Raw genomic sequence first — 23,461 nt, 5'->3', positions numbered from 1 at the left:
AGGTTTATCGCGGAACTACTGAGCCCAGGGCCCCCGGCGCCCCCAGCCAGGCGGCGCCCCGAACGCCACTGGAATCACCGTGACGGGCGGACAACACCGGGGTATCGCACTCGCCCCCAAATACGTATCGCGGCAGCCGCTCCGGAAGCTCACTGTAAATGCCCGGAACATTGGACATCCCTCCCCCCAGTACGATGACGTCCGGATCCAGCACGTTGATCACCCCCGCCAGCCCCCGGGCAAGGTGCTCGAGGTACTGGCTCATGGTCTGCCGGGCCGGGCCGTCGCCGGCGGCGGAGAGTTCGACTACCTGTCGGGCGTCCATCGCAGCCCCCCAAAGACGCTGATGGGTCCTGGCGAGGCCGGTGCCTGACAGAAAGGTTTCGTTGCAGCCGTGGCGCCCGCAGAAGCAGGGACGGCCGAGGAGTTCGCCGTCGGGGGTCCACGGCAGTGGATTATGCCCCCACTCACCGGCCACACCATTGGGACCAGTCAGCAAACGGCCGTCAATACTCATTCCCGCTCCGCAACCGGTTCCCAGGATCGCCGCAAAGACCACGGGATAGCCCTGACCGGCACCGTCCGTGGCTTCGGAAAGCGCCAGGCAGTTGGCATCATTGGTCAGCACCACCGGGCGGCCGAGGAGGCGTTCCAGATCCTCGGCCATCGGCTGACCATTGAGCCAGATCGAGTTGCCGTTCTTGACCCCGCCGGTAAGCCGTGAGACCGATCCGGGAATGCCGACACCCACCGGCAGACCCCGGCGACCGGCGCTGGCCTCCGCCTCCTCCACCAGGGCATGTATCGTGGCAAGCGTGCCCGGGTAATTTCCGGCAGGGGTGGGGCGTCGCTCACGGAAGTGCTCCCGGCTGTCCCGGTCCAGAAGGACGACCTCTGTTTTGGTACCACCAAGGTCAATGCCAATGAGCCACTCCTGATTCATGGCCGGCTACCGGTTAAACAGGTTCAGCAGGATGGTGAGTACGATACTGACAATGATCATGGAGGTGATCGGGACAAACAGCTGGGTCCGCTCAGACCGGACATGTATGTCGCCGGGCAGTTTGCCGAACCACTGCAGCAGGCCGGGTGCGAAGTGCAGGACCAGCCCAATCACCAGCAATGCGATTCCGGCAACAATAAACCACCGTGACATGGGCTAAAGCCTCCCGGGCGGACCGCCCTTTCTCTGATCCAGCGTTGCATGGGGGGTTTGCACCCACTCTACAGCGAACGACCGGCCCCGCACATGTGGAATGGGACTCCGGCCGTCAGAGATTGCGGCTCTGGTCCACCACAATCAGCTCATCAAGATTGAAATCGAGGGATTCCGCCATACTGCGGAAGCGGGCCATGGCGTCATCCGACACTTCCGGCGTTCGCGACAGGTACCACAGGTAATCCCGGTCGTAGCCTGTCACGTAGGCAAATCGGTAATCCTCTTTGTCCAGATCAAAAATCACGTAGGACGCGTAAAACGGGCCAAAGAACGACACCTTCAGATGGCCGACGTCCTCACTCCCGACAAAACGTGCGGTTCCTTCCGCCTCCTGCCATTCACCCTCTTCGCTGGAGAAGCCCCGATTGATGACCCGGATGCTGCCGTCGTCGTTGGCAATGTACTCGGCTGTCACATCTGACAGGCCTTCCTCGAAGGAGTGGTCCAGCCGGGCAATTTCATACCAGGTGCCAAGGTACCTTTCTTTTTCCAGGCCGGCGACCGGCTCGATGCCCTCCGGGACGCCTGTGCAGGCCGTCAGACCAAGCGTAACGAGGACGGCTGTCAGTTGGGCTCGCATAAATCTCCTTACTGTCGGTCAGCGAGGCTCAGCCTGCAAAAAGACTGGCGAGGTACCCGTAGAATGAAATTCCCACCAGCACATTGAAGGGAAAGGTCACGCCCAGGGAAGCCAGCATGGCCAGGCCGATGTCGGCGTCCGGAATGGCGTGCCGGACCGCGACCGGTGCGGCGATGTAGGAAGCGCTGGCAGTCAGGGTGGCTAGGATAACCACGTTACCCGGGGCCAGGCCCATCCAGGTGCCGGCCAGCAGCCCCGGCAGCGCCAGCAGCGGCGGCGCCACGAGCGCAAACACCACGATCTTCCAGTAGGCCAGCCGGAATCGTCTCAGGGTTTCGGCGGCCACCAGCCCCATCTCGAGAAGAAACAGCGACAGCACCAGTGAGAACGCGCCGGTCAACGGCTCTGTCACCTGCTCTCCCTTGCCGGTACCGTAGAGCACACCGATAATGACGCCCCCCACCAGCAGCACGACGCTGCGGTTGGTCAGGGTCTCCTGCCATAGCGGCGGCCCCTCCTGCTTCTGGGCCCCCTTCTCGCTGAGCTTCTGGTAAAAGAAAAGCCCCAACAGAATCGCCGGCAGTTCCAGTAACACCAGGTAGAGCGTGACCTCCCCACCGGTCACCAGGCCCCTGGCTTCCACCCACGACACCGCCACGGCGAAGGTGCCCGCGCTTACCGATCCATAATGGCAGCAGAAACTGGCCGCATTGGCGACATTGAGGCCCACCAGGTAACGCAGCACCGGAAACAGCACGAACGGCAATACGAAGCCGAGAGCCAGCACACCGACCAGTTCCAGTATGAGTTCCAGGTGGAAGTTGCCATGCAGTGCCATACCGCCTTTCAGGCCTATGGTGAGCATCAGCAACAGGCTGAGGACGTCATAGGCGGCCTTGGGAATTGCCAGATCCGAACGGAAGGCCCCGGCCACAAGGCCAAGCAGGAAAAACATGACCACAATATCGGGCATCAGCTGGTCCTTTCGGTTTTCATGGTCAAAAAAAAACGGGCCCCTGAGGGCCCGTGCTAGTCATTCCGGGTAATCCCGATAGTCAGTTGGTCCCAAGGGGGACGAATCGGGATTTTGCCGGTAACGCCAGATCAATTCCAGCATTCACCGGCACTTGCGCAGTCGAGCCCTGCGCAGGCACCTCAAAAACATGGTAGGCCTCAGGGCCAAAAGGGTCCAGTGCCGTATCGAGATAATGGAAATCATCGGGAACGGGATCACCGGAATAGGCCATCATGAACTGCCGCTCAACCGTCGGGATAACCACCTTCAGTGACTGCTCCACCCAGAGATAGACCCCTTTCTCCGCAATCAGATATTCGCAGCGAACAACGCGGAAACCCTCCTTGAGCCGCAGGGTTGTGGGCTTGCGATCAGCTTCGATACGAAATTTATGGATGGTTTTCATGGCTCGGTTCTCCTCTGGTCGAACACGGGACCATGGTCTCAGAGCCAATACCTCGAAAGAATAAACTTTTATTATATTTTTGATTCGGTTTTTTCGATCTATTCATTCAACCCGGCACGAGGCTCGATCAGTGCCTGGATGGCGGGATGGCTGGCACCGTTGGTGCGCGTGACCGCATAAAGGTTGTCTCTGACTTCGTTGATACTGGCCACATGCTCCACCTGGTACTGCCGGCAAACCTCATCGCGGATGGCGGTCGGGGCCGCAAAGTAACCCAGCCCCTGGCGGCCGAAGACCTTGATCAGGGCACTGTCATCCACCTCGGCGGCGACCCGGACCGAGACGGAGTTACCGGCGAACCAGTTCATCAGCTCAGTGACATAGGGCGCCTCCAGGGAAGCGGCGAGAAATGGTTGGTTGTCCAGGCTCGCGGGGAACTCCGGTTTCAGTTGGGCGGCGAGGGCCGATGCGGCAAACAGCGACATGGAGGAACTGGCCAGCTGGTAAGTCTTGAACCCGCCAGCCAGATCCGCTCCCGGCTGTCGGTCCGTGAGCACCACGTCAAGCTCCCGCCGCGCGAGTTTGGTGAGCAGCCCCTGGCTGTCGCCGGTCTGGCACTGCAGGCGCACCTCCCGATCAAGCCGCACCGCCGGTTCAAGCAGGTGGTAGGCGATCAGCTTGTGTATCGAGGCGGACAATCCTACCGACAGGCTGAGGGGACGATGTTCCGGGGGCTGGCGTAGCAATTCAGAAAGGGATTCGGCCGTGGTGAACATGGCATCGGCATACCGGAAGACAGTCTGGCCAAAGTCCGTCAGGACGAGGGAACGATGTTCGCGGCGGAAAAGCGCGCCATCCAGCGTGTCTTCCAGGGTCGCGAGCTGCCCACTGAGGGTCTGGGGCGTCAGTTCCAGCACTTCGCTGGCACGACTGATGCCTCCCTCCCTGGCGATGACCCAGAAGTAATGGAGGTGACGGAAATTGATATCTTTCATCGGGGAAGACCTACCTGCGCCGGTAGATGATACCGGGATGGCACTGCACCATTTCATAGAGATCGGAGAGGCCACTGAGGGACTCCGAGGCGCCAAGAATCAGGTACCCCCCCGGGTTCAGCGCTCCGTGCATCCGGGTCAGGATGTCCCGCTTGTGATCCGCGGAAAAGTAGATCAGGACATTGCGACAGAAAATCAGGTCGAACCGGCCCAGCGAGTAACGGTCCAGCAGGTTCAGCTCGCGGAATTCCACCATCTGCTGAAGGTGGGGCTTGACCTTCCAGCCACCGCTGGGCAGAGGGGTAAAGAAATGCCGCTGGCGTTCCGCCGAAAGACCACGGCCGATGGCCAGCATTTCGTATTCCCCTCGGCGTGCGGTGTCGAGTACCGACCGCGAAATATCCGTTGCCACGATTCTGACATCGGCTTTCAGCCGGCCCGGCTGGAAACGCCGATACTCCTCGATGGCCATGGCAATGGAGTAGGGTTCCTGGCCAGTGGAGCAGGCGGCGGACCAGATGCGAAGCGTCTGGGTGCTGACTCTCGCCGCCAGTTCCGGAAGGAGTTTCTCCGAAAGAATGCGGAAAGGGTGCGTATCCCTGAACCAGAGGGTCTCGTTGGTGGTCATCGCGTCGATGACGGTTTCCTTGAGCTGCGCTGCCCCGGGACGGCGAAGCCGCTCCAGCAGATCCCCCAGGGATTCCAGCCGGTTGTCCTCAAGCAGCCGCCGTAGGCGGCTCTTTACCAGGTACTGCTTGTTATCACCGAGCAGAATGCCGGACGCATCCTGCAGGAACTTTTTGAATGAGTCGTATTCCTGGGGGGTGATATCGGCTTTCATTGGGTCTCTGCAGTCGCTTGCAACGTATGAGCGGCGGTCAGGTCAGTAACGGACCGGGATCACTCCCGGTCAAGGATCTCCATCACCCGCTCGGCGAGCTCATCGGGGCTGAACTTCGCCATGAAGTCGTCTGCCCCGACCTTTTGCACCATAGCCTTATTGAAGACTCCGCTCAGGGAGGTGTGAAGCATAATGTACAGGTCCCTGAGCTCCGGGTCATTCTTGCACCGGGCGACCAGAGTGTATCCGTCCATTTCCGGCATTTCCACATCGGAGATGACCATCGAGACATGATCCGTAACGGCACTGCCGTCGGAAGTCACTTCCTTCAGGTAGTCCAGCGCCTGCTTGCCGTCGTTCCTCGATTCCACTTCAAGGCCAATGGCGGTGAGACAGCGGATCATCTGGCGGCGGGCCACGGCGGAGTCGTCCACCACCAGAACAGGGCGGGACGTGCTGCGATCACGGGTGTTTTTCGAGAGGACGGTTTCAGTGACGTCCTCGTCCAGAGGCGATACCTCGGAAAGGATCTTCTCCACGTCAATGACCTCAACCAGCTTGTCATCAAGCTTGGTCACCGCGGTCAGATAGACTTCCTTACCGGCTCCCTTGGGCGGCGGCATGATGTCTTCCCAATTCATATTGACGATGCGGTCCACCCCGGACACCAGGAAGCCCTGGGTCCGACGATTGTACTCGGTGATGATCACAAAACTGGTCGCAACGTCCTCCGCCGGCAATGCGGGTCCCCTGATGGCCATGGACAGATCGATGATGGGAATCGTCTCGCCCCGGATATGCGCAACGCCCCGCACCATGGGCCGGCTGTTGGGAATTGACGTCAGCCTCGGGCAGGGCAGCACCTCTTTGACCTTGAACACGTTGATACCGTACATCTGCCGGCCCCGAAGGCGGAACAGAAGCAGTTCGAGCCGGTTCTCACCGACGAGCTGGGTGCGCTGGTTAACACTGTCAAGAACGCCTGCCATTCGTTACTCCCGGAAACTGTGCTGGCAGCTTACCGCGGCCCTCAATGGCGGCACGGTAGTTGCATTAAATAGTTTGATAAAGGCTCAAACCGGGACAGGGTGACGGAAAACCGACAGGTCTGCCCTGGTATCAGTCAGGTTCCGAAGCATTGTAACCCCGTTACCGGCTATCGTATGTAACGGCTGGTATCCACGGAAGTTTAGCGCTTTCAGGCAAACAATTTCCGGCTCCGGAGTCCATTCAACAGCATAGGTCAAACCCGGACAAATGCGCATTCTGTTTTTACTGTTCACCATCACCCTGAGCAGCACCCAGTCCGTCGCCGATACCGGGAGCACCGGTCCCGGCCAGATTCTCGACGCTGCCCGCCTGTTCCTCGACGGTTTCCGGGATGAACAGGCCAACCAAAGCTTCCGGGTGGAGTACAGCCTTGGCAGCCTCGACCCACGGCTGAACCTGGCCCCCTGCCCCGATGGAATGGATGTGGCGTTCAGCGGCGATCCCTGGCGCTCCACTCAGCCATCACTGCTGGTGAGTTGCGGTGGCGATCGCCCCTGGCGCATGTACCTCTCCGCCTCAATGGAAATTCATGGCGATGCCCTGGTGGCGGCCCGCCCCCTGGCTCGTGGCGACCGGGTTCAGGCCAATATGATCCGGCGCCAGCCGGTGGTGGTGAATGCCGTCCGCCGGGGTGCGATCACCGATCAGCGCCAGCTGCTGGGCATGGAGCTCAAACGCCCGGTTAATACCGGGACGCCCTTCACCCCGGATCTTGTGGTCGTCCCCGATGCCGTCTCCCGGGGCGACCATGTTATGATCATTGCCACTAACGGAGCGTTTTCCGTCACTTCCAGGGGTAAGGCCCTCGCCAATGCCAGGGTCGGAGAACAGGTTATGGTGGAAAACCTGGCCTCGTCCCGCAGGATTCGGGGACGGGTGGTGGGTCCCGGACAGGTCGAGATCGCCATGTAGCCATCGGCAAAAGGCTGCCGGCAAGGGCACGCCATTGCCGCCGGTTGCCGGCAACGGGAATCCGCTGACCCGGTTCACAGAAATGAACAAAATTTTACGAATTTTTTACTAAAGTGTGGGTGAACCCGGCCGATACAAAGGCTAGACAAACATTCTGACCGCCACGGAGCGGCACGCAATCAAGAAGGTATTATCATGACAGTTGGCTTCAATGGAATCGGCAACAGCCAGGTCAACCCCCAGAAGACCTCGGCTGATCAGGCCCAGAACACGAAGTCCGGCAACCAGTCCGCCGCCGCTGAGCAGGCGCCCAGGCAGACACCGGCTGCGCGCGGCGAGAACGTCAACCTGAGCCAGCAGGCCAAAGAGCTGAAACAGATTGGCCAGAAGCTGGAAAGCTCTCCGGAAGTGGATGACAGTCGGGTTGAGCAGATTCGCGCGGCCCTGGCCGACGGCTCCTACAAGGTGGATGCAGAGAAACTGGCCCAGAAAATGCTTGAGATGGACAAAAGCATTTTTGGGTGAGGTAAACCATGTCCACCGTTGAGAAACTCCAGCAGTTGCTGGCCACCGATCTTGATCAGTTGACGCAGCTTAACAGACTGCTGGAAGAGGAAAGTGCCCTGCTTCGGGAATCGGACGTCAGGGCAATCGAACCTCTGACGCAGCGCAAGAACGCCCTTCTTGATGAGATTCGCCAGCGGGCCCGCCAGAAAGTCCACCTTCTTGTGGAAATGGGCTACCGCCCTGATCAGGGGCATCCTTCCCGCTTTATCCGCAGTGCCGGGCTCACCGGGCTTCACGCCGCATGGCAGCAGGCCCAGACGGCCCTTGAGAATTGCCAGAAACTGAACCAGCAGAACAGCAAGATCGTGAGCCACCTGCAAACCCGCCTCGCCCGACTGACGGATATCTTCCGTGGCAGTTCCGGCCAGCAAAAACTCTATGGCGCCAGTGGACAGCAGACCTCGGTCGGTCAGCGCAATATGCTGGCGAGCGCCTGACGACAGTTGTCGGCTACCGACAATCACACAGATTGGTAATCTGACTCTCCCGCGGTCACGGCTGTGATGGATTCTGATAAACTTCAGCCATTCACACAGTTACCATCGGGGAGAGACAACATGGGTTACACCATTCATGGCAGAACATGTGACGGAATACGGGCCATCATCAGTTACCCGATGGTCGCCCTGATCCTTCTCGTCGCATTGTTTGCCGCTGCCCCCGGAAACGCCAGTGAATCATCAGCGTCGGATCAGGGGCCTGACCAGGCTGACTTTCCCAAGGTCCGGGTCATCACCACCGAGGGCGCTTTCGAGATTCGCCTGCGCCCGGACCTGGCCCCAAACACCGTGGAGAATTTCCTCTCCTACGTGGACCAGGGGTTCTACGATAATACCCTGTTCCACCGGGTCATTCCGGGCTTCATGATCCAGGGTGGTGGTTTTGATACCGACATGGGGCAGAAGGCCACCGACGATCCGGTGGTGAACGAGTCCCGCCAGACGGCGAAGAACCTTCGGGGCACCATTGCCATGGCACGCACCCGGAACCCGGACTCGGCCACCTCACAGTTCTTCATAAACCTGACGGATAACCCCCATCTGGATGCCTCGGCGTCCCGCCCCGGATACACCGTGTTCGGCTCGGTCATCGATGGCATGGGCGTGGTGGATGCCATAGCCGGCGTCGATACCACCCGGGTCCGGGGGATGGCCGACGTTCCACGGAAACCGGTGATCATCGAGGAAATCCGGCGGGTGGAAGCCGGTCAGTAGCGATGAGCCAGGGAACGCTCGCGTATGCGAGTATTGAAACCGCCGACATTGAATGGCGTGATGGCCAGCCGGTCTCCCGGCGTTTCGGCGATGTCTACTTCAGCCGGGATAACGGCCTGGAGGAAACCCGTCACGTCTTCCTGAACCAGAACAACCTTGGATCCCGCTTCAGTGCCCTTCAGAGCGGCGAGTGCTTCGTGGTGGGGGAGACCGGCTTCGGAACCGGCCTGAATTTCCTGGCCACCTGGCACGCCTTTCTGGCACAGGCGCCGGCAGACGCCCATCTGCACTTCGTGTCGGTGGAACGGTTCCCCCTGACCCGGGATGACCTTGCCGCCGCCCTGAACCTCTGGCCGGAGCTGGCGGCCCAGGCCGGGCAACTTCTCGCTGTCTACCCACCACCGGTACCCGGCAGCCATCGTCTGGTAATGGCAGAGAGTCGTATCCGCCTGACCCTCTATCTGGGGGACGCCCTGGAAGCGCTGGAAGAGCTGGACTTCACAGCGGATGCCTGGTTCCTTGACGGCTTCGCTCCAGCCTGTAATCCGGAGCTGTGGGAACCGTCCCTTGTGCAACAGATCCGGGCCCACAGCAGGGCCGGCTCCACCCTCGCCACCTTCACTGCCGCCGGCCGGATCCGACGGGCCCTGGCCGACGCCGGTTTCCGGGTGGAGCGGGTTCCCGGGTATGGCCCCAAGCGCGACATGACATCGGGTAGTCTGGCACCGGAGTCCACCGGCAAAAGAAGCTCTGAGAGACCCCAAGACCGCTCGGTGCTGGTGGTGGGCGCCGGCATTGCCGGGTGCCTCCTGGCCCGAAACCTGGCACAACGGGGAATCCGGGTGGTGGTGGCGGATCAGGCGCAGGCCCCCGGGGCCGGTGCTTCAGGCAATCCCCAGGGTGCTCTCTATGCCAAGCTTGGGGTCCAGTTCAACGCCCAGACCCGATTGGCCCTGGGCTCGCTGCTTTTTGCCCAGCGGTTCTATCCCGCCGTTACCCCTCACGCCTGGCATGGCACCGGCCTGCTCATGATGGCGTCATCGGACCAGGAACGGGCGCGACAGGACAAGTTTCTGGCCGGCAACCACTACCCATCCTCAATACTGAAACCGGTGGATGAATCCGGGGCCAGCGATCTGACCGGGATTCCCTGCCCCGATGGCGGCCTCTGGTTCCCCGACTCCGGATGGCTCGAGCCCCCAAAGGTCTGCGCCCTGCTTCTGGATCATCCCCATATCCAGCCGGTTTTCGGATTCCGGGCGACCCGGCTGCTGCCCTGTAACAACCACTGGTGTCTGTCAGGCGAAGGACAGCAGGATCTGATGGCAGATGATGTGGTACTGGCCGCAGGCCATGAAGTACGCAAGTTGATGCCGGTGGCGGGCGAGTATCGCATGAAGCCCATTCGAGGGCAGATCACCCGCCTGCCGCTGGAGCAGTTAACGGTATCCCCCAGGGCGGTGGTCACCGGTAACCGGTATCTCAATCCGCCCCTTGGAAACACCCTGGTAACGGGCGCCACTTTCGATCTCCGGGACCCCGACCCCCAGGAGCGCAGGGACAGCCACCTGGAAAATCTCGAGGCTCTTCAGACCATGGTGCCCGGGCTACTCCGGACACCGGCCGAAGCCCTGGAAAAGGCCACCGGACGAGTCGCTTTCCGCTGCACCACCCACGACTATCAGCCGGTAGTGGGACCTCTGGTCAACGATCGCAAGGAGGTGCTTGAAGGGGCCTGGCTACTGACCGGCTTTGGCAGCAAGGGCCTGATGTGGGGCCCGTTGATGGCAGAGTACCTGGCGGACCGGATCTGCGGCCAGCCAGTCGCCCTGCCCCATTCCCTGATGAGGCGGGTGGATCCCGCTCGCTGCCTGGCGAAAACGCCAAACCGGCTCCCATAATTCCCGTTAGTGTCCAGTTTTTTCATCTGTCGCCGATATTCAGTGTATAAAGACTGGAAGCAACGATGAGGAGCACCCATGGGCATACATGTCAGCGAACCCGGACGGCCGATGGGAACCCGTCTGCCAGAGGTTTTCCGCAAACGCCGGGTAGGAACTGTGGAAGAACCCCGGGAAATCGGACGACTCCGGGAAAGCAACGAGGAGATCTCCGATGCCCGCTTCCAGCAAGCCAGGCAGGCGACCGCGCGACGGGCGGTCGCACAGTACGGACAGGCGGACGACGCCGAGCCGGAGCCGGAGCGCGCCTATCTGCCCGTGGGCCGGATTTCCAGCTCCCGCCTCCACTCACTGTCAGCGGACTCAACCCTGGCCGACGCCCTGGAGGAAATGGAACAGCACGGGGTGCATCACCTGGTAATCACTGCCGACGACCTGGTAGGAGGCCTGGTGGACACTCGCTGGATCCTCGGCTGGCTTCATGAAAACCGGGATCGGGGACCGGACGAGTCTTTCCAGAGTATTGAACTCCCCGCCTTTCTTACGGCATCACCGGAAACCGACGCCCATCAACTGGCCCGTCTCATGCTGGCCCACCAGCTCGACGCCGCCCTGGTGGTGGAAGCCGACGGCACCCCCAGCGGGCTGATCACCAGCACCGACTACCTGAGGCTCTATGCCAGCCTCAGCCAGCAGGAGGGAGAGGTATAAAGGATCGATTTGCCACGGAAATCGCGGAAGTACGCGGAATAGAACCAAAAGATTCTGGCCAGGGACCCTCACGAATTTGCACGGACACAGACATAGGATTTGAAGTGATTTAAATCTTTTGTCTGTGTCCGTGGCTTTGCTTTTTCCCTTTTCCGTGTCCTTCCGTGGTTTCCGTGGCTAATCCTGTCTTTGCCTTTTCCGCGCCCTTCCGCGGATTCCGCGGCAAATCGTCAGTCCTGGCCGTGCGCCTTCAGGAAGGACATGAACTCCTCCTCGTCCATGACCCGGACCCCCAGGGACTCAGCCTTGTCGAGTTTGGAGCCCGCGGATTCTCCCGCCACCACGCAGCTGGTTTTCCGGGAAACGCTGCCGGTCACCTTGGCGCCCAAGTACTCGAGCCGTTCCTGGGCCTGCTCCCGGGTGAAGTCCGACAGGGTGCCGGTCAACACCCAGGTCTCGCCTTTCAGGGGCATATCCTCTTCGGCGGGCACATCCACCGACTGCCACCGGACCCCGGCGTCTCGAAGCTGGTCGATGATTTCCTGGTTATGGGACTGCTGGAAGAAGCTGTGGATGTGGCCGGCGACGACCGGTCCGACGTCCGGCACTTCCTGCAGTGCTTCTTCCGAAGCCTCCGAGAGCTTCTCAAGGGTACCGAAGTGCATGGCCAGGGCCTTGGCTGTGGCCTCCCCCACTTCCCGGATGCCCAGGGCGTAAATCAGGCGCCAGAGTTCCGGGCGACGGGATTGATCAATGGCCGCCAGCAGGTTGTCGGCGGACTTGTCGCCCATCCGATCCAGCTGGACGAGATCCTCTTTTTTCAGGTGATACAGGTCGGCGACGGTGCTCACCATCTCCCGCTCAACCAGCAGATCGATCCATTTCTCCCCCAGCCCCTCGATGTCCATGGCCTTGCGGGAGGCATAATGGCGAATGGCTTCCTTGCGCTGAGCCTGACAGTAAAGCCCGCCGCTGCACCGGGCCACCGCTTCGCCCTCCATCTGGACAACGTCCGAACCGCAGACCGGGCAATGCTCCGGCAGCTCCACTTCCCCGGCATCCTCTGGTCGCTTGTCCTTGACCACCTTGACGATCTGCGGAATCACATCACCGGCGCGGCGGACGAACACGGTATCGCCAATGCGCACATCCAGCCTGCGGATTTCATCGATGTTGTGGAGGGTGGCATTGCTGACGGTCACCCCACCAACAAACACCGGCTTGAGCCGGGCCACTGGAGTGACCGCCCCGGTACGGCCCACCTGCCATTCCACGTCCTCCAGCTTGGTCAGTTCCTCCTGGGCGGGGAACTTATGGGCAATGGCCCACCGTGGCGCCCGGGAAACGAAGCCCAGCCGATCCTGATCGGCAAGGGAATTGACCTTGAAAACAATACCATCGATTTCGTAAGGCAGACTATCCCGCTTGTCCAGCAGGTCCTCGTAAGCCTCGAGACACTCATCTGGCCCGGTGACCAGTCGCATTTCCGGATTGATCCGGAATCCCCAGTCGTGAACCATCTCCAGGCAGGCGTAGTGAGTATCGGGCAAAACGTCCTCGTCGGGCACCGCAACACTGTAGGCGCACATTTCCAGCGGCCGGCGGGCGGTGACCCGGGCGTCTTTCTGTCGGAGGCTTCCCGCAGCGGCGTTGCGGGGGTTGACGAAGGTTTTCTCGCCCCTGTCCGACAGCCTGCTGTTCAGGGACTCGAAACCCTCCAGCGGCATGTAGACCTCGCCTCTCACCTCCACGACCTCAGGATACCCCTCGCCCCGCAGACGCAACGGTATCGACTTGATGGTACGGATGTTGGCGGTGATGTCCTCGCCGGTATAACCGTCTCCCCGGGTGGCCGCGTGGGTCAGAACCCCTTTTTCGTAATGCAGGCTGACTGCAAGGCCGTCCAGCTTCGGCTCGCCGACATACTCCACGGGGTCGCTGGTTCCCAGGCGATCCCGGACTCTACGGTCGAAGTCTTTGAGCTCGTCCCCCGAGAAGGCATTATCCAGGGAGAGCATGGGAATGCGGTGGGTGACCTCCTCAAACGTCCTGTCCCCCCTGGTGCCGACCCGCTGGGTGGGCGAGTCCGGGGTCACCAGCTCCGGGTGTTCCTTTTCCAGGTCCTGGAGTTCCCGCATCAGCCGGTCATATTCGGCATCGGGAATCGCCGGCTCGTCCAGCACATAGTAACGGTAGTTATGGTCTTCTATGGTATCTCGGAGTTCTTCGATACGCGACTTAACGGAAGACTTGTCATTCATGTCGTTCGATTCCGGGAGTGAAACGGTGCACCAGGCGATAAAGGCCGTCAGCGCCTGGAGCGCCGTTTGCGTTCGTACTCGCGAATCCGCTGGCGGCAATGCTCGATGGTCTGGGCGGTCATCACGCTGCGACGCTCATCCTTGAGCTCCCCGCCCAGGTTTCTCACCACAGCCTGGGCAGTCTCCAGCATGAAGTCGAAAGCCTGCATGGGATTCCTGGGTCCCGGCAGGCTCATGAAGAAGCTGATTCCCGGCGTTGACATGCGGTCCATTCGGGCGGGCTCGAAGGTCCCCGGTTCAACCGCGTTGGCCACGCTGAACTGCACCGGACTGTTGGTGTCGGCGGTTTCATGACGATGAAAGATATCCAGATCCCCATGCTCCAGACCACAGGCCTCAAACAGCTTCCTGAGGGGGGAACCGGAGAATTCCTCCTGCTCACGGGCCAGCACATTGATGACCACAACCTCTTCCGCCGGCGGTCGATTGGCGCCGGCCTGCGGTTGCCCGGCCCGGGCCGCATCGCTCCGTGGGCCGCGGATGGCGGTGTCTTCCTCGACCTCTGTGACGGTGGGTGGCTCCGGAACCTTGCGAGGGGCCGGGCCCTTCGCTCTGGAGCCGGACCCGGTTTTCATTTCCCGTTTCCGATCCGCCCGGGAAACCGGTCTGGCCGGGCGGACCTCAAGCACCTCATCTTCCTCCGGGTCCTGGGGGAGTTCCTCAGAGGGAACCGCTTCACGCACCGGGTCCCGATCGATCACCGGCTCCGCCGGTCCGAACACGGTCGCGTCAGGTCCGGATTCCATCGGATCATGGGCGGCAAAGGTTTCCTGTGGCTCTTTCCCGGGCGCCTTCGCGGAAGTCAGGTAGCCTCGCTCTTCGAGGGTATCCCGGGAAACCGGCCGAGCCCCACCATTGGGCAGCTCCGGATTGTAGTCTTCGTCCAGGGGAGACTTTTCGATGTCGTCCGCCCCCATCCCCGAGGAAATGGCCATCGCGTCCTTTCGGGCGCGCCGCATGCGGCGTAGGCCATCCACCACGATGACAATAATAATGAGGGCACCAATGGCAACCAACCATTCCCGAAGAGACATAACAACGCGATCCTGTGTGTGATCCTTAAACCCGTAACTCTAAGAAAACGCCGGCGGGAATACAACGCAATGACTTGTCACGTGGCTGTTTTTTCATGCCTCTGCCAGGGCAGCGGCTTCATCCACATCCACTGACACCAGTCGTGAGCATCCTGGTTCATGCATGGTAACGCCCATCAGCTGGTCCGCCATCTCCATGGCAATCTTGTTATGGGTAATGTAGATGAACTGAACCTGGGATGACATTTCCTTCACCATGTTGGCATAACGGGCCACGTTGGCGTCATCCAGAGGTGCGTCCACCTCATCCAGCATACAGAAAGGCGCCGGGTTAAGCTGGAAGATGGAAAATACCAGGGCAATGGCGGTCAGCGCCTTCTCGCCACCGGAAAGCAGATGGATGGTGCTGTTTTTCTTGCCGGGAGGCCGGGCCATGATGGCGACCCCGGTCTCCAGAAGATCCTCCCCAGTGAGTTCCAGGTAGGCGTTACCACCGCCGAACACCTTCGGGAACAGCGCTTGCAGGCCGCCGTTGACCTTGTCAAAGGTTTCCTTGAAACGCTGACGGGTTTCCCGGTCAATGCGGCGAATCGCGGTATCCAGAGTCTCGAGGGCTTCCATCAGGTCCTCATGCTGGCTGTCCAGGTACGTCTTGCGCTCACTCTGGACCTGGTACTCTTCGATGGCCGCCAGGTTGATCGCACCGAGGCGCTGGACGCGATTGCCGATTTTCTCGAGCTCGTCCGCCCAGGTCTTCTCTTCGGCTTCTTCGGGCAGCTGCTCCAGTATCTCGGACAGCTTCACGTCCATTTCCTGGAGTTGCTCAATGTGGTTGGCGGAACGGATTTCCAGGGCCTGGGACTCCATGCGCAGCTTTTCCAGCTGGCCCCGGATCTCCTGGGCACGGTGTTCGGCCTGGCTGCGGGACTGTTCCTTCTGGCGGACGTCCCGATCAATCTCCTCAAGGGCATCCCGGGCGACCGAGAGCTTTTCCTCCTCCGCCAGACGCCGGTCCAGCAGGCCCTCCAGTTGCATTTGCAGATCCTCGATGGGCGACTCGGCGCTCTCCCGGTTCTCCCGGAGAATCTCGAGACGCTCCTCCAGGCGTTCGTCCTGAAGGCGGGTTCGCTCCAGAGTCTGCTTCAGACCGTCCTGCTGGCTACTCAGGGACTGAATCTGGAGCTGCAACTGATGAGCATGGTCGCGATCACTGCGGGCCTGGTGGCGAAGATGGTCCAACCTCTCCCGTAATTCATCGCGACGACCAAGAAGACGCTCTTTTTCGGCCTCGGTGTCTTCGTTGTCCGCCAGGGACTGATCCCACTTCAGCCGTGCTTCCTCGATATCTTCGTGTTTCTCAGCCAGCTGCTCACCAATGTCCGTGGCATCCTCGTCTATACGCTGGACCCGGTCATTGATCTGCTCGGCCCGTGCCTTGAGGCCGCTGACCCGCGAGCTGAGGGCCGTCAGCTTGCCCTGTACATCGTTGGCTCGCTGTTGGGCCTCATCCCGGTGCAGTTCGGCATCCGCGGCACGCTCCCGGACGCCGGCGAGTTGTTCCCGGGCCTCGGCAAGCTGGGTTTCAGCCAGCTCCAGGGCGCCGGCCAGTTCATCCACTTTCTGCTGGCGTTCAATGACCCCCGTACGGGAGCGGTCGGATTCCGGCATGCGAAGCCAGCCACGACCCAGCCAGACCCCTTCGGGTGTGATCAGGGTATCCCCGGGCGCCAGGGAATCCTGTCTCGAGAGAGCGTCTTGCAGGGTGTCCGCCGTCAGAACCCGCGCCAACCACTCGCTCAGGCCGGCTGCGCCGCGCACCTTCGCTGCCAGGGTGTCGGCCCCCACCTGTGGGGAAGCCGACCTGGCCTGGACCAGGGCAACGCCTCTGGGCGCTTCCGCCAGTTGTCCGGAGAGTGTATCGAGACGCTCCACCTGGACGCCCTGCAGCAGGTTTCCCAGAACCTCCTCAACGGCAAATTCCCAGCCCGGCTCGGTCTGAAGCTGGCGTGCGATCCGCGGCGCATCAGCAAGACCGGCCCGACCCAGCCAGTGCTGAAGTGAATCATCATCGCCGCCGAGTTGCTCATCCAGCAATGCCTGTTGTGATTCCAGCGACGCCCGCAGTGACTGCTCCCGCTGATTCAGTTCGCCGGTACGCTGTTCCTGCTCCCGAAGATCCCCACGAAGGTCCTGGAGCCGCTCGCCGGCCTGCTCGATGGCGTCGGCCGTCTCCTCCCGCTGCAGGGTGAGCTCTTCCTCCTCCTCCAGCAACGCTTCCAGCTCGGAGCGGTCCAGTTGCTGGTCCAGCAGCTTTTTTTCGTCCTCCAGCCGGCGCTGGCGGTTCAGGAGATTCTCGATTTCCTGCTCCAGGTTGCGAATCCGGTTCTGGGCCAGCTCGGCTTCCCGCCGCGTGTCCGAGGATCGCGCACTGAAGCCCTCCCACTGATGCTGCCATGTGGCCATGGCTTCCTCGGCGGACTGAAGCTGGATTGCCGACTCCTCCGCCTGGGCGGCGAGGGTTTCCTGTTCCGGTTCCAGGACGGCGAGTTCCTCGTCGATCGCGGTCAACCGGTCCTGGTCCTGGGCCAGTTCCCGGGAGAGCTCGGTACGGCTGGCCAGGGCCTGATCAAGCTCGGTGGCCACCTGCCGGCTACGCTCCCGCTGGTGTTCGAGGCTCTGTTCCACCCGGGCGATATCAGCGCCGGCTTCGTAATAGCGGGCCTGGTTGCGGTTGAATTCGTCGGTTCGCTGCAGGTGCTCCTCCCGCAGACGCTCAAGGGCGGTTTCCAGGTTGACCCGGTCGGTGAGATGCTTCTCCAGTTCCAACTCGGTCTCCCCAAGCTGTGCCCGGCGCCGCTGGAGGTCCTCGTCCAGCCCCTGCCACCGCAGTACCGTCAGCTCTGCCCGATAGCGGCGCTCGCTGGCCTTGAGCTCCCGATACCGTTCCGCCGCCTGGGCCTGGCGCTGAAGGTGTTCCAGCTGGCGGCCCAGCTCGTCCCGAAGGTCCGTCAGGCGTTCAAGGTTTTCCTGGGTCCGCCGAATCCTGTTTTCGGTCTCGCGGCGGCGCTCCTTGTACTTGGAAATACCGGCCGCCTCCTCGATGTAGACCCGAAGCTCTTCCGGTTTGGCCTCGATCAGGCGGGAAATCATGCCCTGCTCGATTATGGCGTAACTGCGGGGTCCCAGGCCGGTCCCAAGAAACAGGTCAGTGATGTCACGGCGGCGGCACTTGGCGCCGTTGAGGAAATAGTCCGACTGGCCTTCCCGGGAGACCCTGCGGCGGACGGAAATCTCGTTGAAGCTGGCGAATTCCCCCGGCGCGGAGCCATCGGAGTTGTCAAAGAGCAGTTCGATGGACGCCTGACCGACGGGCTTGCGGGCGCTTGAGCCATTGAAGATCACGTCTGTCATGGACTCGCCCCGCAGATACTTGGCGGAACTTTCACCCATCACCCAGCGGACAGCATCAATGATATTGGACTTGCCACAACCGTTTGGCCCGACAACCGATGTCATGTTGGTGGGAAACGGCACTGTGGTGGGGTCTACGAAGGATTTGAAACCCGCGAGTTTGATGGACTTCAGGCGCATGCTCGTCTGTCTTCCTGTGGCGGTTCCGGGCCTTTTGATCGTCGTATCCCGGGCGCGGGACATCGGCAACGGCGCAGTTTACCACAGGCGTTATGGAAGCCCAGCGCAGGCGGTCGCAATTCTGGCCGACGCCCCCCGGCAGGCGACAGATTTTTGCCGCTCCCTGCGTCCCACTCTGACAGCATCTCGATAAATACCTTTTTATTTATTGTTTTAAAACGTTTTTATATGATTGGCATGCAACCTGCTTTTTTCCGACAAACGTCTTTGACAGGTTGTAGACATGGCAGGCAATAACCGCACCTTTGCTCAGTCAAGAGCCGCCGATCAGGAAAAACTGCTGGCCCTGCGTGAAGCCCGGCAGGCATGGACTCGCGCCGGCGATCCCGTGGCCCGCCTCTACCGGCGGGCGAGCACCACTCTCTCCCTTGAGCGATTGCTGGGCATCTTCAGTGAAGAGCTTGCTCACGCCTTGCCCTATGGGCAGATGGTCTACCGCCATCAGTTGGGGTATCAGGAGTTTGTCTATACCAACGGCCTGGGCGGTTCCCATCGCTGTGATTATCAGCTGACACTTGAGGGGGTGAACTACGGTGCCATCTCCTTCAATCGGCGGCTCCGTTTCGCGGAAGAGGAACTGGAGGCTATTGAATTCCTGCTGAGTATCCTGATCTGCCCCCTGCGCAATGCCTGTCAGTACGCCATGGTGGAACAGGCGGCGCTGACCGATTCGCTCACCGAGATCCCCAACAAACGGGCCCTCGATCTGGAACTGGCGCGGGACTGCAGCCTGGACGACCGCCACGGGGACGCCTACACCCTGATCCTGTGCGACCTGGACCACTTCAAGGCGGTCAACGACAACTTTGGTCATGTCATCGGTGACCACATCCTTCAGGCCACCGCGAAGGCGTTGCGGGAAGCCATCCGTGACGGTGACACGATTTTCCGCTTCGGGGGCGAGGAGTTCGCGATCGTATTGCCCCATGCTGAAACCCCCGCGGGCAAGGAGGTGGCGGACCGCATCCGCAAGGCGATCCACGATATCCGGATTCCCTGCGGAGAGCATCAGGTGCGGGTGACGGCCAGCGCCGGGGTGGCGGCCCACCGGACCGGGGAATCACCGACCCAGTGGCTGGCACGGGCCGATGACGCTCTTTATCGCGCCAAAAACGCCGGCCGCAACTGCACTCAGGTTGCCCACGTGGTGACTGGGAACCGCCAGGCCCACATGTGACCGATGGTTTTCCAGCCGGGCAGTTCGTTTGCCTGCAGGGAACGCCGTATTCCTATGACCCGCCGGAACCCGGCGCGCGACTGCGACCCGGCGCGGTTTTCCGCCCGGGTTTCGCGGGAGCACGGTCATCCACTTGCCAGCGTTTGCCCGTCCGGGTGGACTTCTGGGGTGGCCGGGAGGGCGCCTTGCGCCGACGGCGGTCATGTTCCGCCTGCTCACCCGGAGTCTTGGTCGGCACGGTGACTACCTCCAACCCCACTGCTCGGCTGACATCATCCACTCCTTTCTGGTCCATTTCCTCCCAGCGGCCAACGCTCAGGCGGCTGGGCAGAAAGACCGGTCCGTAGCGGACCCGCTTCAGTCGACTCACCCTTACCCCCTGGGATTCCCAGAGCCGGCGCACCTCCCGGTTCCGGCCTTCCATCAGGGTCACGTGGAACCATTGGTTCAGACCCTTGCCTCCCGCCGGCGCGATGTCGGAAAAAGACGCCATGCCGTCTTCCAGCAGAACACCTTCCCGCAGACGCTGGAGCATGGCTTCATCCACTTCTCCGAAGATCCGGACCGCATACTCCCGGTCAATTTCGGTGGAGGGATGCATCAGACGGTTGGCCAGTTCACCATCGGTGGTAAAAAGCATCAGACCGGTGGTGTTGATATCCAGACGTCCGACAGCAATCCAGCGCTGGTCCTTGAGCCTGGGCAGGTTATCGAATACCGTCGGCCGCCCCTCCGGATCATTGCGGGTAGTGACCTCGCCTTCCGGCTTGTTGTAGACCAGAACCCGGCGGATCACATCGGCCGAGGCACGACTCTCCACCGGCTTGCCGTCGACAGCGATACGGTCATTGGGCAGCGCCCGCGTTCCTGGCTCGGCTACCTTGCCATTGACCGTCACCCGGCCTTCCTGTATCCAGGCGTCCACCTCCCTGCGGGAACCGACACCGGCCCGGGAAAGAAGTTTCTGCAAGCGTTCCGGCTGATCCTGCTGAGAGCTGGGGGCCGGCCTGTCATTTTTCGGGGGGCGCTGTGACGCCATGAAACGATCCTTACGGGATTAGTGAAGTGTGGTACTGCTGTCTCCGGCACTTTCTTCACCGGTGGAAGCTTCGCTGTCGGTACCTTCTGGTCCGGGCGAAGATTCCGGTGACTCAAACTTGATTTCTGCCTGGATTTCCTGCTCGATCTCGCGACCGATTTCCTCCAGATCCCGGATCTCCGCCAGCGGAGGCAGTTGTTCCAGGGTGGTGAGATTGAAATAGTCAAGAAATTGACGGGTGGTGGCGTACATCGCCGGGCGTCCCGGTACGTCCTTGTGGCCCACCACACGCACCCATTCTCGCTCCTGCAGCGTACGGATGATATTGCTGCTTACCGTAACACCACGGATGTCCTCGATTTCACCCCGGGTAATGGGCTGACGGTAGGCAATCAGCGCCAGGGTTTCCAGTAGCGCCCGGGAATAGCGCTGGGGCTTTTCCTCGAACAGTCGCCCCACCCACGGAGCGTATTCCTGCCGAACCTGGAACCGGTAGCCGCTGGCCACTTTGCGAAGTTCGAAGCCGCGCCCTTCGCAGGCTTTTCCCAGCATCACCAGAACATGCTCCATGATCTGGCGCGCGGGCCGCTCCGCTTCCTCAAACAGCTCCCGGAGCTGCTCCAGGGACAGAGGCCGGCCAGCCGTCAGCAGCGCTGCCTCGACGATATTCTGAACGCGCCTGAGGTTTTCTTCATTCATGGGGGTGCCGTTCCGTTCACATCAACCAATGGTCAGTTACTGGTGCGGGCCCGGACGTGAATGGACCCGAGGGTTTCCGCCTGGACAATCTCGATGAGTTCTTCCTTCACCAGTTCCAGCATGGCCAGGAAAGTGACCACGACACCGAGCCGGCCTTCCGCACGGGTGAACAGGTGCTCAAAGGGAAGGAAACGGTCCGCCGGCAACATGGCCAATATGGAGGACATGCGCTCGCGGGTGGACAGTCGTTCCTTCTCCACATGATGACTGGTGAACAGGTCCGCGCGCCGGAGCACGCCCTGGAGCGCCATCAGCATCTCCCGGAGATCCACCGGTGGGTGGACGCTGGCACGGGGCAGTTCAGGCAGTGCCGCGGAGTTGCTGAAGGTGTCCCGCTCCATGCGTGGCAGCGCATCGACGTCCTCCGCGGCCTTCTTGAAGCGCTCGTACTGCTGCAAGCGACGAATCAGCTCCGCCCGGGGATCATCCTCTTCCTCTTCTTCGCTTTCCTGGCGGGGCAACAGCATACGTGACTTGATCTCCGCCAGCGTGGCCGCCATCACCAGGTACTCGGCCGCCAGTTCGAAGCGCATGGCTTCCACCGCGCTGATGTACTCCATGTACTGTCGGGTGATCTCACTGACGTCGATATCCAGGATGTTCATATTCTGACGCCGGATCAGGTAAAGCAACAGATCCAGCGGACCTTCGAAGGCGTCCAGAAATACCGCCAGGGCATCCGGAGGTATGTACAGATCCTGTGGCAACTCCGACAGGGGCCTGCCCTCAACCCGCGCAAACGGCTCTTTCGCCGGCGCTGGCGCTGCGGTCGTTGCCACAGACTCCGGGGCGTCGTCGGTGCCGGTCACATCCGCCGTCACCGGTAGTCCAGTCCCATGGCCGACCGGACCTCGTCCAGTGTATCCCGCGCTGCGTCCCTCGCCCGCTCGGAGCCCTCCTCCATGATGGCGTGGATTAGATCCGGATTGTTCTCGTACTCCCTGGCCCTTTCCCGCAGCGGCCGCTGCTCTTCCACCACGGCCTCGATGACCGGCTTCTTGCAGTCCAGACAGCCGATGCCGGCGCTGCGGCAACCGGAGTTGACCCAGTTACGGGTTGCCTCGTCGGAATAAACCTTGTGAAGCTCCCATACCGGGCATTTTTCCGGGTCGCCGGGATCGTTGCGACGAACCCGCTGGGGGTCCGTGGGCATGGTGCGGATCTTTTTCTCCACACTCTCGGGAGCCTCCCGCAGGCCGATGGCGTTGCCATAGGACTTGGACATCTTGTGACCATCAAGACCGGGCATTTTCGGCTCATCCGTCAGTATCGGCTGGGGCTCGGGCAACAGAACCTTGCCGGTGCCCTCGATGTAACCGTAAAGACGCTCCCGATCCCCGAGAGAGATGTTCTGCTGTTCACGCAACAGGGCCCGGGCCGTTTCGAGGGCCTCCATGTCGCCCTCCTCCTGGTAACGCCGGCGGAGCGATCGGTAGAGGCGGGCGTTCTTCTTGCCCATCTTCACGATGGCGCCCTCGGCCTGCTCCTCAAACCCTGGCTCCCGGCCATACAGGTGGTTGAACCGGCGGGCGATTTCCCGGGTGATTTCGACATGGGATACCTGGTCGGCACCCACCGGCACCTTGCCCGCCCGATACAGGAGAATATCGGCGCTCTGTAGCAGCGGATATCCAAGAAATCCGTAAGTTGCGAGATCTTTTTCACGCAGCTTATCCTGCTGGTCCTTGTAGGTCGGTGCCCTTTCCAGCCAGCCCAGCGGTGTTATCATGGACAACAGCAGATGGAACTCGGCGTGTTCCGGCACCTGGGACTGAATGAAGAGCGTCGAGGACCCGGGGTTCACGCCGGCGGAAAGCCAGTCGATCACCATCTCCCAGACATTCTCGCGAATGTCCGCGGGATCGTCGTAACAGGTGGTCAGGGCGTGCCAGTCGGCCACGAAAAAGAAGCACTCGAATTCATGCTGGAGCTTGACCCAGTTCTTGAGGACGCCGTGATAATGCCCTAGGTGCAGGCGCCCGGTGGGACGCATACCGGACAACACCCGTTGCTGGGAATCGACAGAACCCAATGCATGAACTCCTTATCAAGATATTTGACCGGTCATG

At 61.2% G+C, this 23,461-nt stretch carries 22 protein-coding genes; 7 read left to right on the top strand and 15 right to left on the bottom strand.

What is annotated here, in order from left to right; translation table 11 throughout:
• Window positions 1–4 precede the first annotated feature (4 nt).
• The 8 genes from BM346_RS01450 to BM346_RS01415 all read right to left on the bottom strand — a co-directional run bounded on the left by BM346_RS01450 (window position 5) and on the right by BM346_RS01415 (window position 6,045).
• The gene (locus tag BM346_RS01450; RefSeq protein ID WP_092008531.1) at window positions 5–943 is read right to left on the bottom strand and encodes an ROK family protein; all 939 of its coding nucleotides are present in this window, start codon (window positions 941–943) and stop codon (window positions 5–7) included.
• Between the two features lie 6 nt (window positions 944–949).
• Entirely contained in the window at window positions 950–1,156 is a 207-nt protein-coding gene (locus BM346_RS01445) for a DUF2905 domain-containing protein (protein WP_092008530.1), read from the bottom strand.
• Between the two features lie 115 nt (window positions 1,157–1,271).
• The gene (locus BM346_RS01440; RefSeq protein WP_092008529.1) at window positions 1,272–1,799 is read right to left on the bottom strand and encodes a lipocalin family protein; all 528 of its coding nucleotides are present in this window, start codon (window positions 1,797–1,799) and stop codon (window positions 1,272–1,274) included.
• A gap of 28 nt (window positions 1,800–1,827) precedes the next feature.
• On the bottom strand, window positions 1,828–2,772 hold the full coding sequence (locus tag BM346_RS01435; protein ID WP_092008528.1) for a sodium-dependent bicarbonate transport family permease: 945 nt from the start codon (window positions 2,770–2,772) through the stop codon (window positions 1,828–1,830).
• Window positions 2,773–2,854: 82 nt separating this feature from the next.
• Window positions 2,855–3,220, bottom strand: a complete 366-nt coding sequence (locus BM346_RS01430; RefSeq protein WP_227662962.1) for a DUF7352 domain-containing protein — start codon at window positions 3,218–3,220, stop codon at window positions 2,855–2,857.
• Window positions 3,221–3,318: 98 nt separating this feature from the next.
• Window positions 3,319–4,215: a LysR substrate-binding domain-containing protein gene (locus BM346_RS01425; RefSeq protein WP_092008527.1), complete on the bottom strand. Its 897-nt coding sequence runs from the start codon at window positions 4,213–4,215 to the stop codon at window positions 3,319–3,321.
• A 10-nt stretch (window positions 4,216–4,225) separates the two neighbouring features.
• Complete coding sequence (locus BM346_RS01420; RefSeq protein WP_092008526.1) at window positions 4,226–5,056, bottom strand: CheR family methyltransferase; 831 nt, start codon at window positions 5,054–5,056, stop codon at window positions 4,226–4,228.
• Window positions 5,057–5,115: 59 nt separating this feature from the next.
• A complete protein-coding gene (locus BM346_RS01415; RefSeq protein WP_092008525.1) occupies window positions 5,116–6,045 on the bottom strand; it encodes a chemotaxis protein CheV in 930 nt (309 codons plus the stop codon).
• A 268-nt stretch (window positions 6,046–6,313) separates the two neighbouring features.
• Between BM346_RS01415 and flgA the strand changes: the two genes are divergently transcribed.
• From flgA to BM346_RS01385, 6 genes are all read left to right on the top strand, one after another.
• Window positions 6,314–7,018, top strand: a complete 705-nt coding sequence (gene flgA, locus BM346_RS01410; RefSeq protein ID WP_092008524.1) for a flagellar basal body P-ring formation chaperone FlgA — start codon at window positions 6,314–6,316, stop codon at window positions 7,016–7,018.
• A gap of 195 nt (window positions 7,019–7,213) precedes the next feature.
• Window positions 7,214–7,543, top strand: a complete 330-nt coding sequence (gene flgM, locus BM346_RS01405; RefSeq protein ID WP_092008523.1) for a flagellar biosynthesis anti-sigma factor FlgM — start codon at window positions 7,214–7,216, stop codon at window positions 7,541–7,543.
• Between the two features lie 8 nt (window positions 7,544–7,551).
• On the top strand, window positions 7,552–8,022 hold the full coding sequence (locus tag BM346_RS01400) for a flagella synthesis protein FlgN (RefSeq protein ID WP_092008522.1): 471 nt from the start codon (window positions 7,552–7,554) through the stop codon (window positions 8,020–8,022).
• 180 nt (window positions 8,023–8,202) lie between these two features.
• Window positions 8,203–8,799: a peptidylprolyl isomerase gene (locus tag BM346_RS01395; RefSeq protein WP_092013170.1), complete on the top strand. Its 597-nt coding sequence runs from the start codon at window positions 8,203–8,205 to the stop codon at window positions 8,797–8,799.
• 2 nt (window positions 8,800–8,801) lie between these two features.
• Window positions 8,802–10,700: a bifunctional tRNA (5-methylaminomethyl-2-thiouridine)(34)-methyltransferase MnmD/FAD-dependent 5-carboxymethylaminomethyl-2-thiouridine(34) oxidoreductase MnmC gene (gene mnmC / locus BM346_RS01390; protein WP_092008521.1), complete on the top strand. Its 1,899-nt coding sequence runs from the start codon at window positions 8,802–8,804 to the stop codon at window positions 10,698–10,700.
• Window positions 10,701–10,778: 78 nt separating this feature from the next.
• The gene (locus BM346_RS01385; protein ID WP_092008520.1) at window positions 10,779–11,411 is read left to right on the top strand and encodes a CBS domain-containing protein; all 633 of its coding nucleotides are present in this window, start codon (window positions 10,779–10,781) and stop codon (window positions 11,409–11,411) included.
• 230 nt (window positions 11,412–11,641) lie between these two features.
• Here BM346_RS01385 and ligA read toward each other — a convergent pair whose 3' ends face one another.
• The 3 genes from ligA to smc form a co-directional block, all read right to left on the bottom strand.
• Window positions 11,642–13,672, bottom strand: a complete 2,031-nt coding sequence (gene ligA / locus BM346_RS01380; protein ID WP_092008519.1) for an NAD-dependent DNA ligase LigA — start codon at window positions 13,670–13,672, stop codon at window positions 11,642–11,644.
• Between the two features lie 47 nt (window positions 13,673–13,719).
• Entirely contained in the window at window positions 13,720–14,766 is a 1,047-nt protein-coding gene (zipA, locus tag BM346_RS01375; protein WP_092008518.1) for a cell division protein ZipA, read from the bottom strand.
• Window positions 14,767–14,859: 93 nt separating this feature from the next.
• Complete coding sequence (gene smc / locus BM346_RS01370) at window positions 14,860–18,357, bottom strand: chromosome segregation protein SMC (protein ID WP_092008517.1); 3,498 nt, start codon at window positions 18,355–18,357, stop codon at window positions 14,860–14,862.
• Between the two features lie 283 nt (window positions 18,358–18,640).
• On the opposite strand from smc, the gene BM346_RS01365 reads away from it, so the two are divergent.
• Entirely contained in the window at window positions 18,641–19,594 is a 954-nt protein-coding gene (locus BM346_RS01365; RefSeq protein ID WP_092008516.1) for a GGDEF domain-containing protein, read from the top strand.
• A 52-nt stretch (window positions 19,595–19,646) separates the two neighbouring features.
• Here BM346_RS01365 and rluB read toward each other — a convergent pair whose 3' ends face one another.
• From rluB to BM346_RS01345, 4 genes are read right to left on the bottom strand one after another with little or no spacing between them, the layout of a single operon-like run.
• Complete coding sequence (gene rluB, locus BM346_RS01360) at window positions 19,647–20,633, bottom strand: 23S rRNA pseudouridine(2605) synthase RluB (protein ID WP_092008515.1); 987 nt, start codon at window positions 20,631–20,633, stop codon at window positions 19,647–19,649.
• Window positions 20,634–20,651: 18 nt separating this feature from the next.
• A complete protein-coding gene (gene scpB / locus BM346_RS01355; RefSeq protein ID WP_092008514.1) occupies window positions 20,652–21,332 on the bottom strand; it encodes an SMC-Scp complex subunit ScpB in 681 nt (226 codons plus the stop codon).
• Between the two features lie 32 nt (window positions 21,333–21,364).
• Window positions 21,365–22,201: a segregation and condensation protein A gene (locus tag BM346_RS01350; protein ID WP_410477318.1), complete on the bottom strand. Its 837-nt coding sequence runs from the start codon at window positions 22,199–22,201 to the stop codon at window positions 21,365–21,367.
• Window positions 22,202–22,209: 8 nt separating this feature from the next.
• Window positions 22,210–23,424: a tryptophan--tRNA ligase gene (locus BM346_RS01345; protein WP_174805172.1), complete on the bottom strand. Its 1,215-nt coding sequence runs from the start codon at window positions 23,422–23,424 to the stop codon at window positions 22,210–22,212.
• Between the last annotated feature and the right edge of the window lie 37 nt (window positions 23,425–23,461).

The sequence above is a fragment of the Marinobacter daqiaonensis genome, from assembly GCF_900115285.1.
In the GTDB taxonomy this organism is placed as follows: domain Bacteria; phylum Pseudomonadota; class Gammaproteobacteria; order Pseudomonadales; family Oleiphilaceae; genus Marinobacter; species Marinobacter daqiaonensis.
Note: the sequence above shows the minus strand (reverse complement) of the source record. Positions and strands in the feature narration are given on the sequence as shown.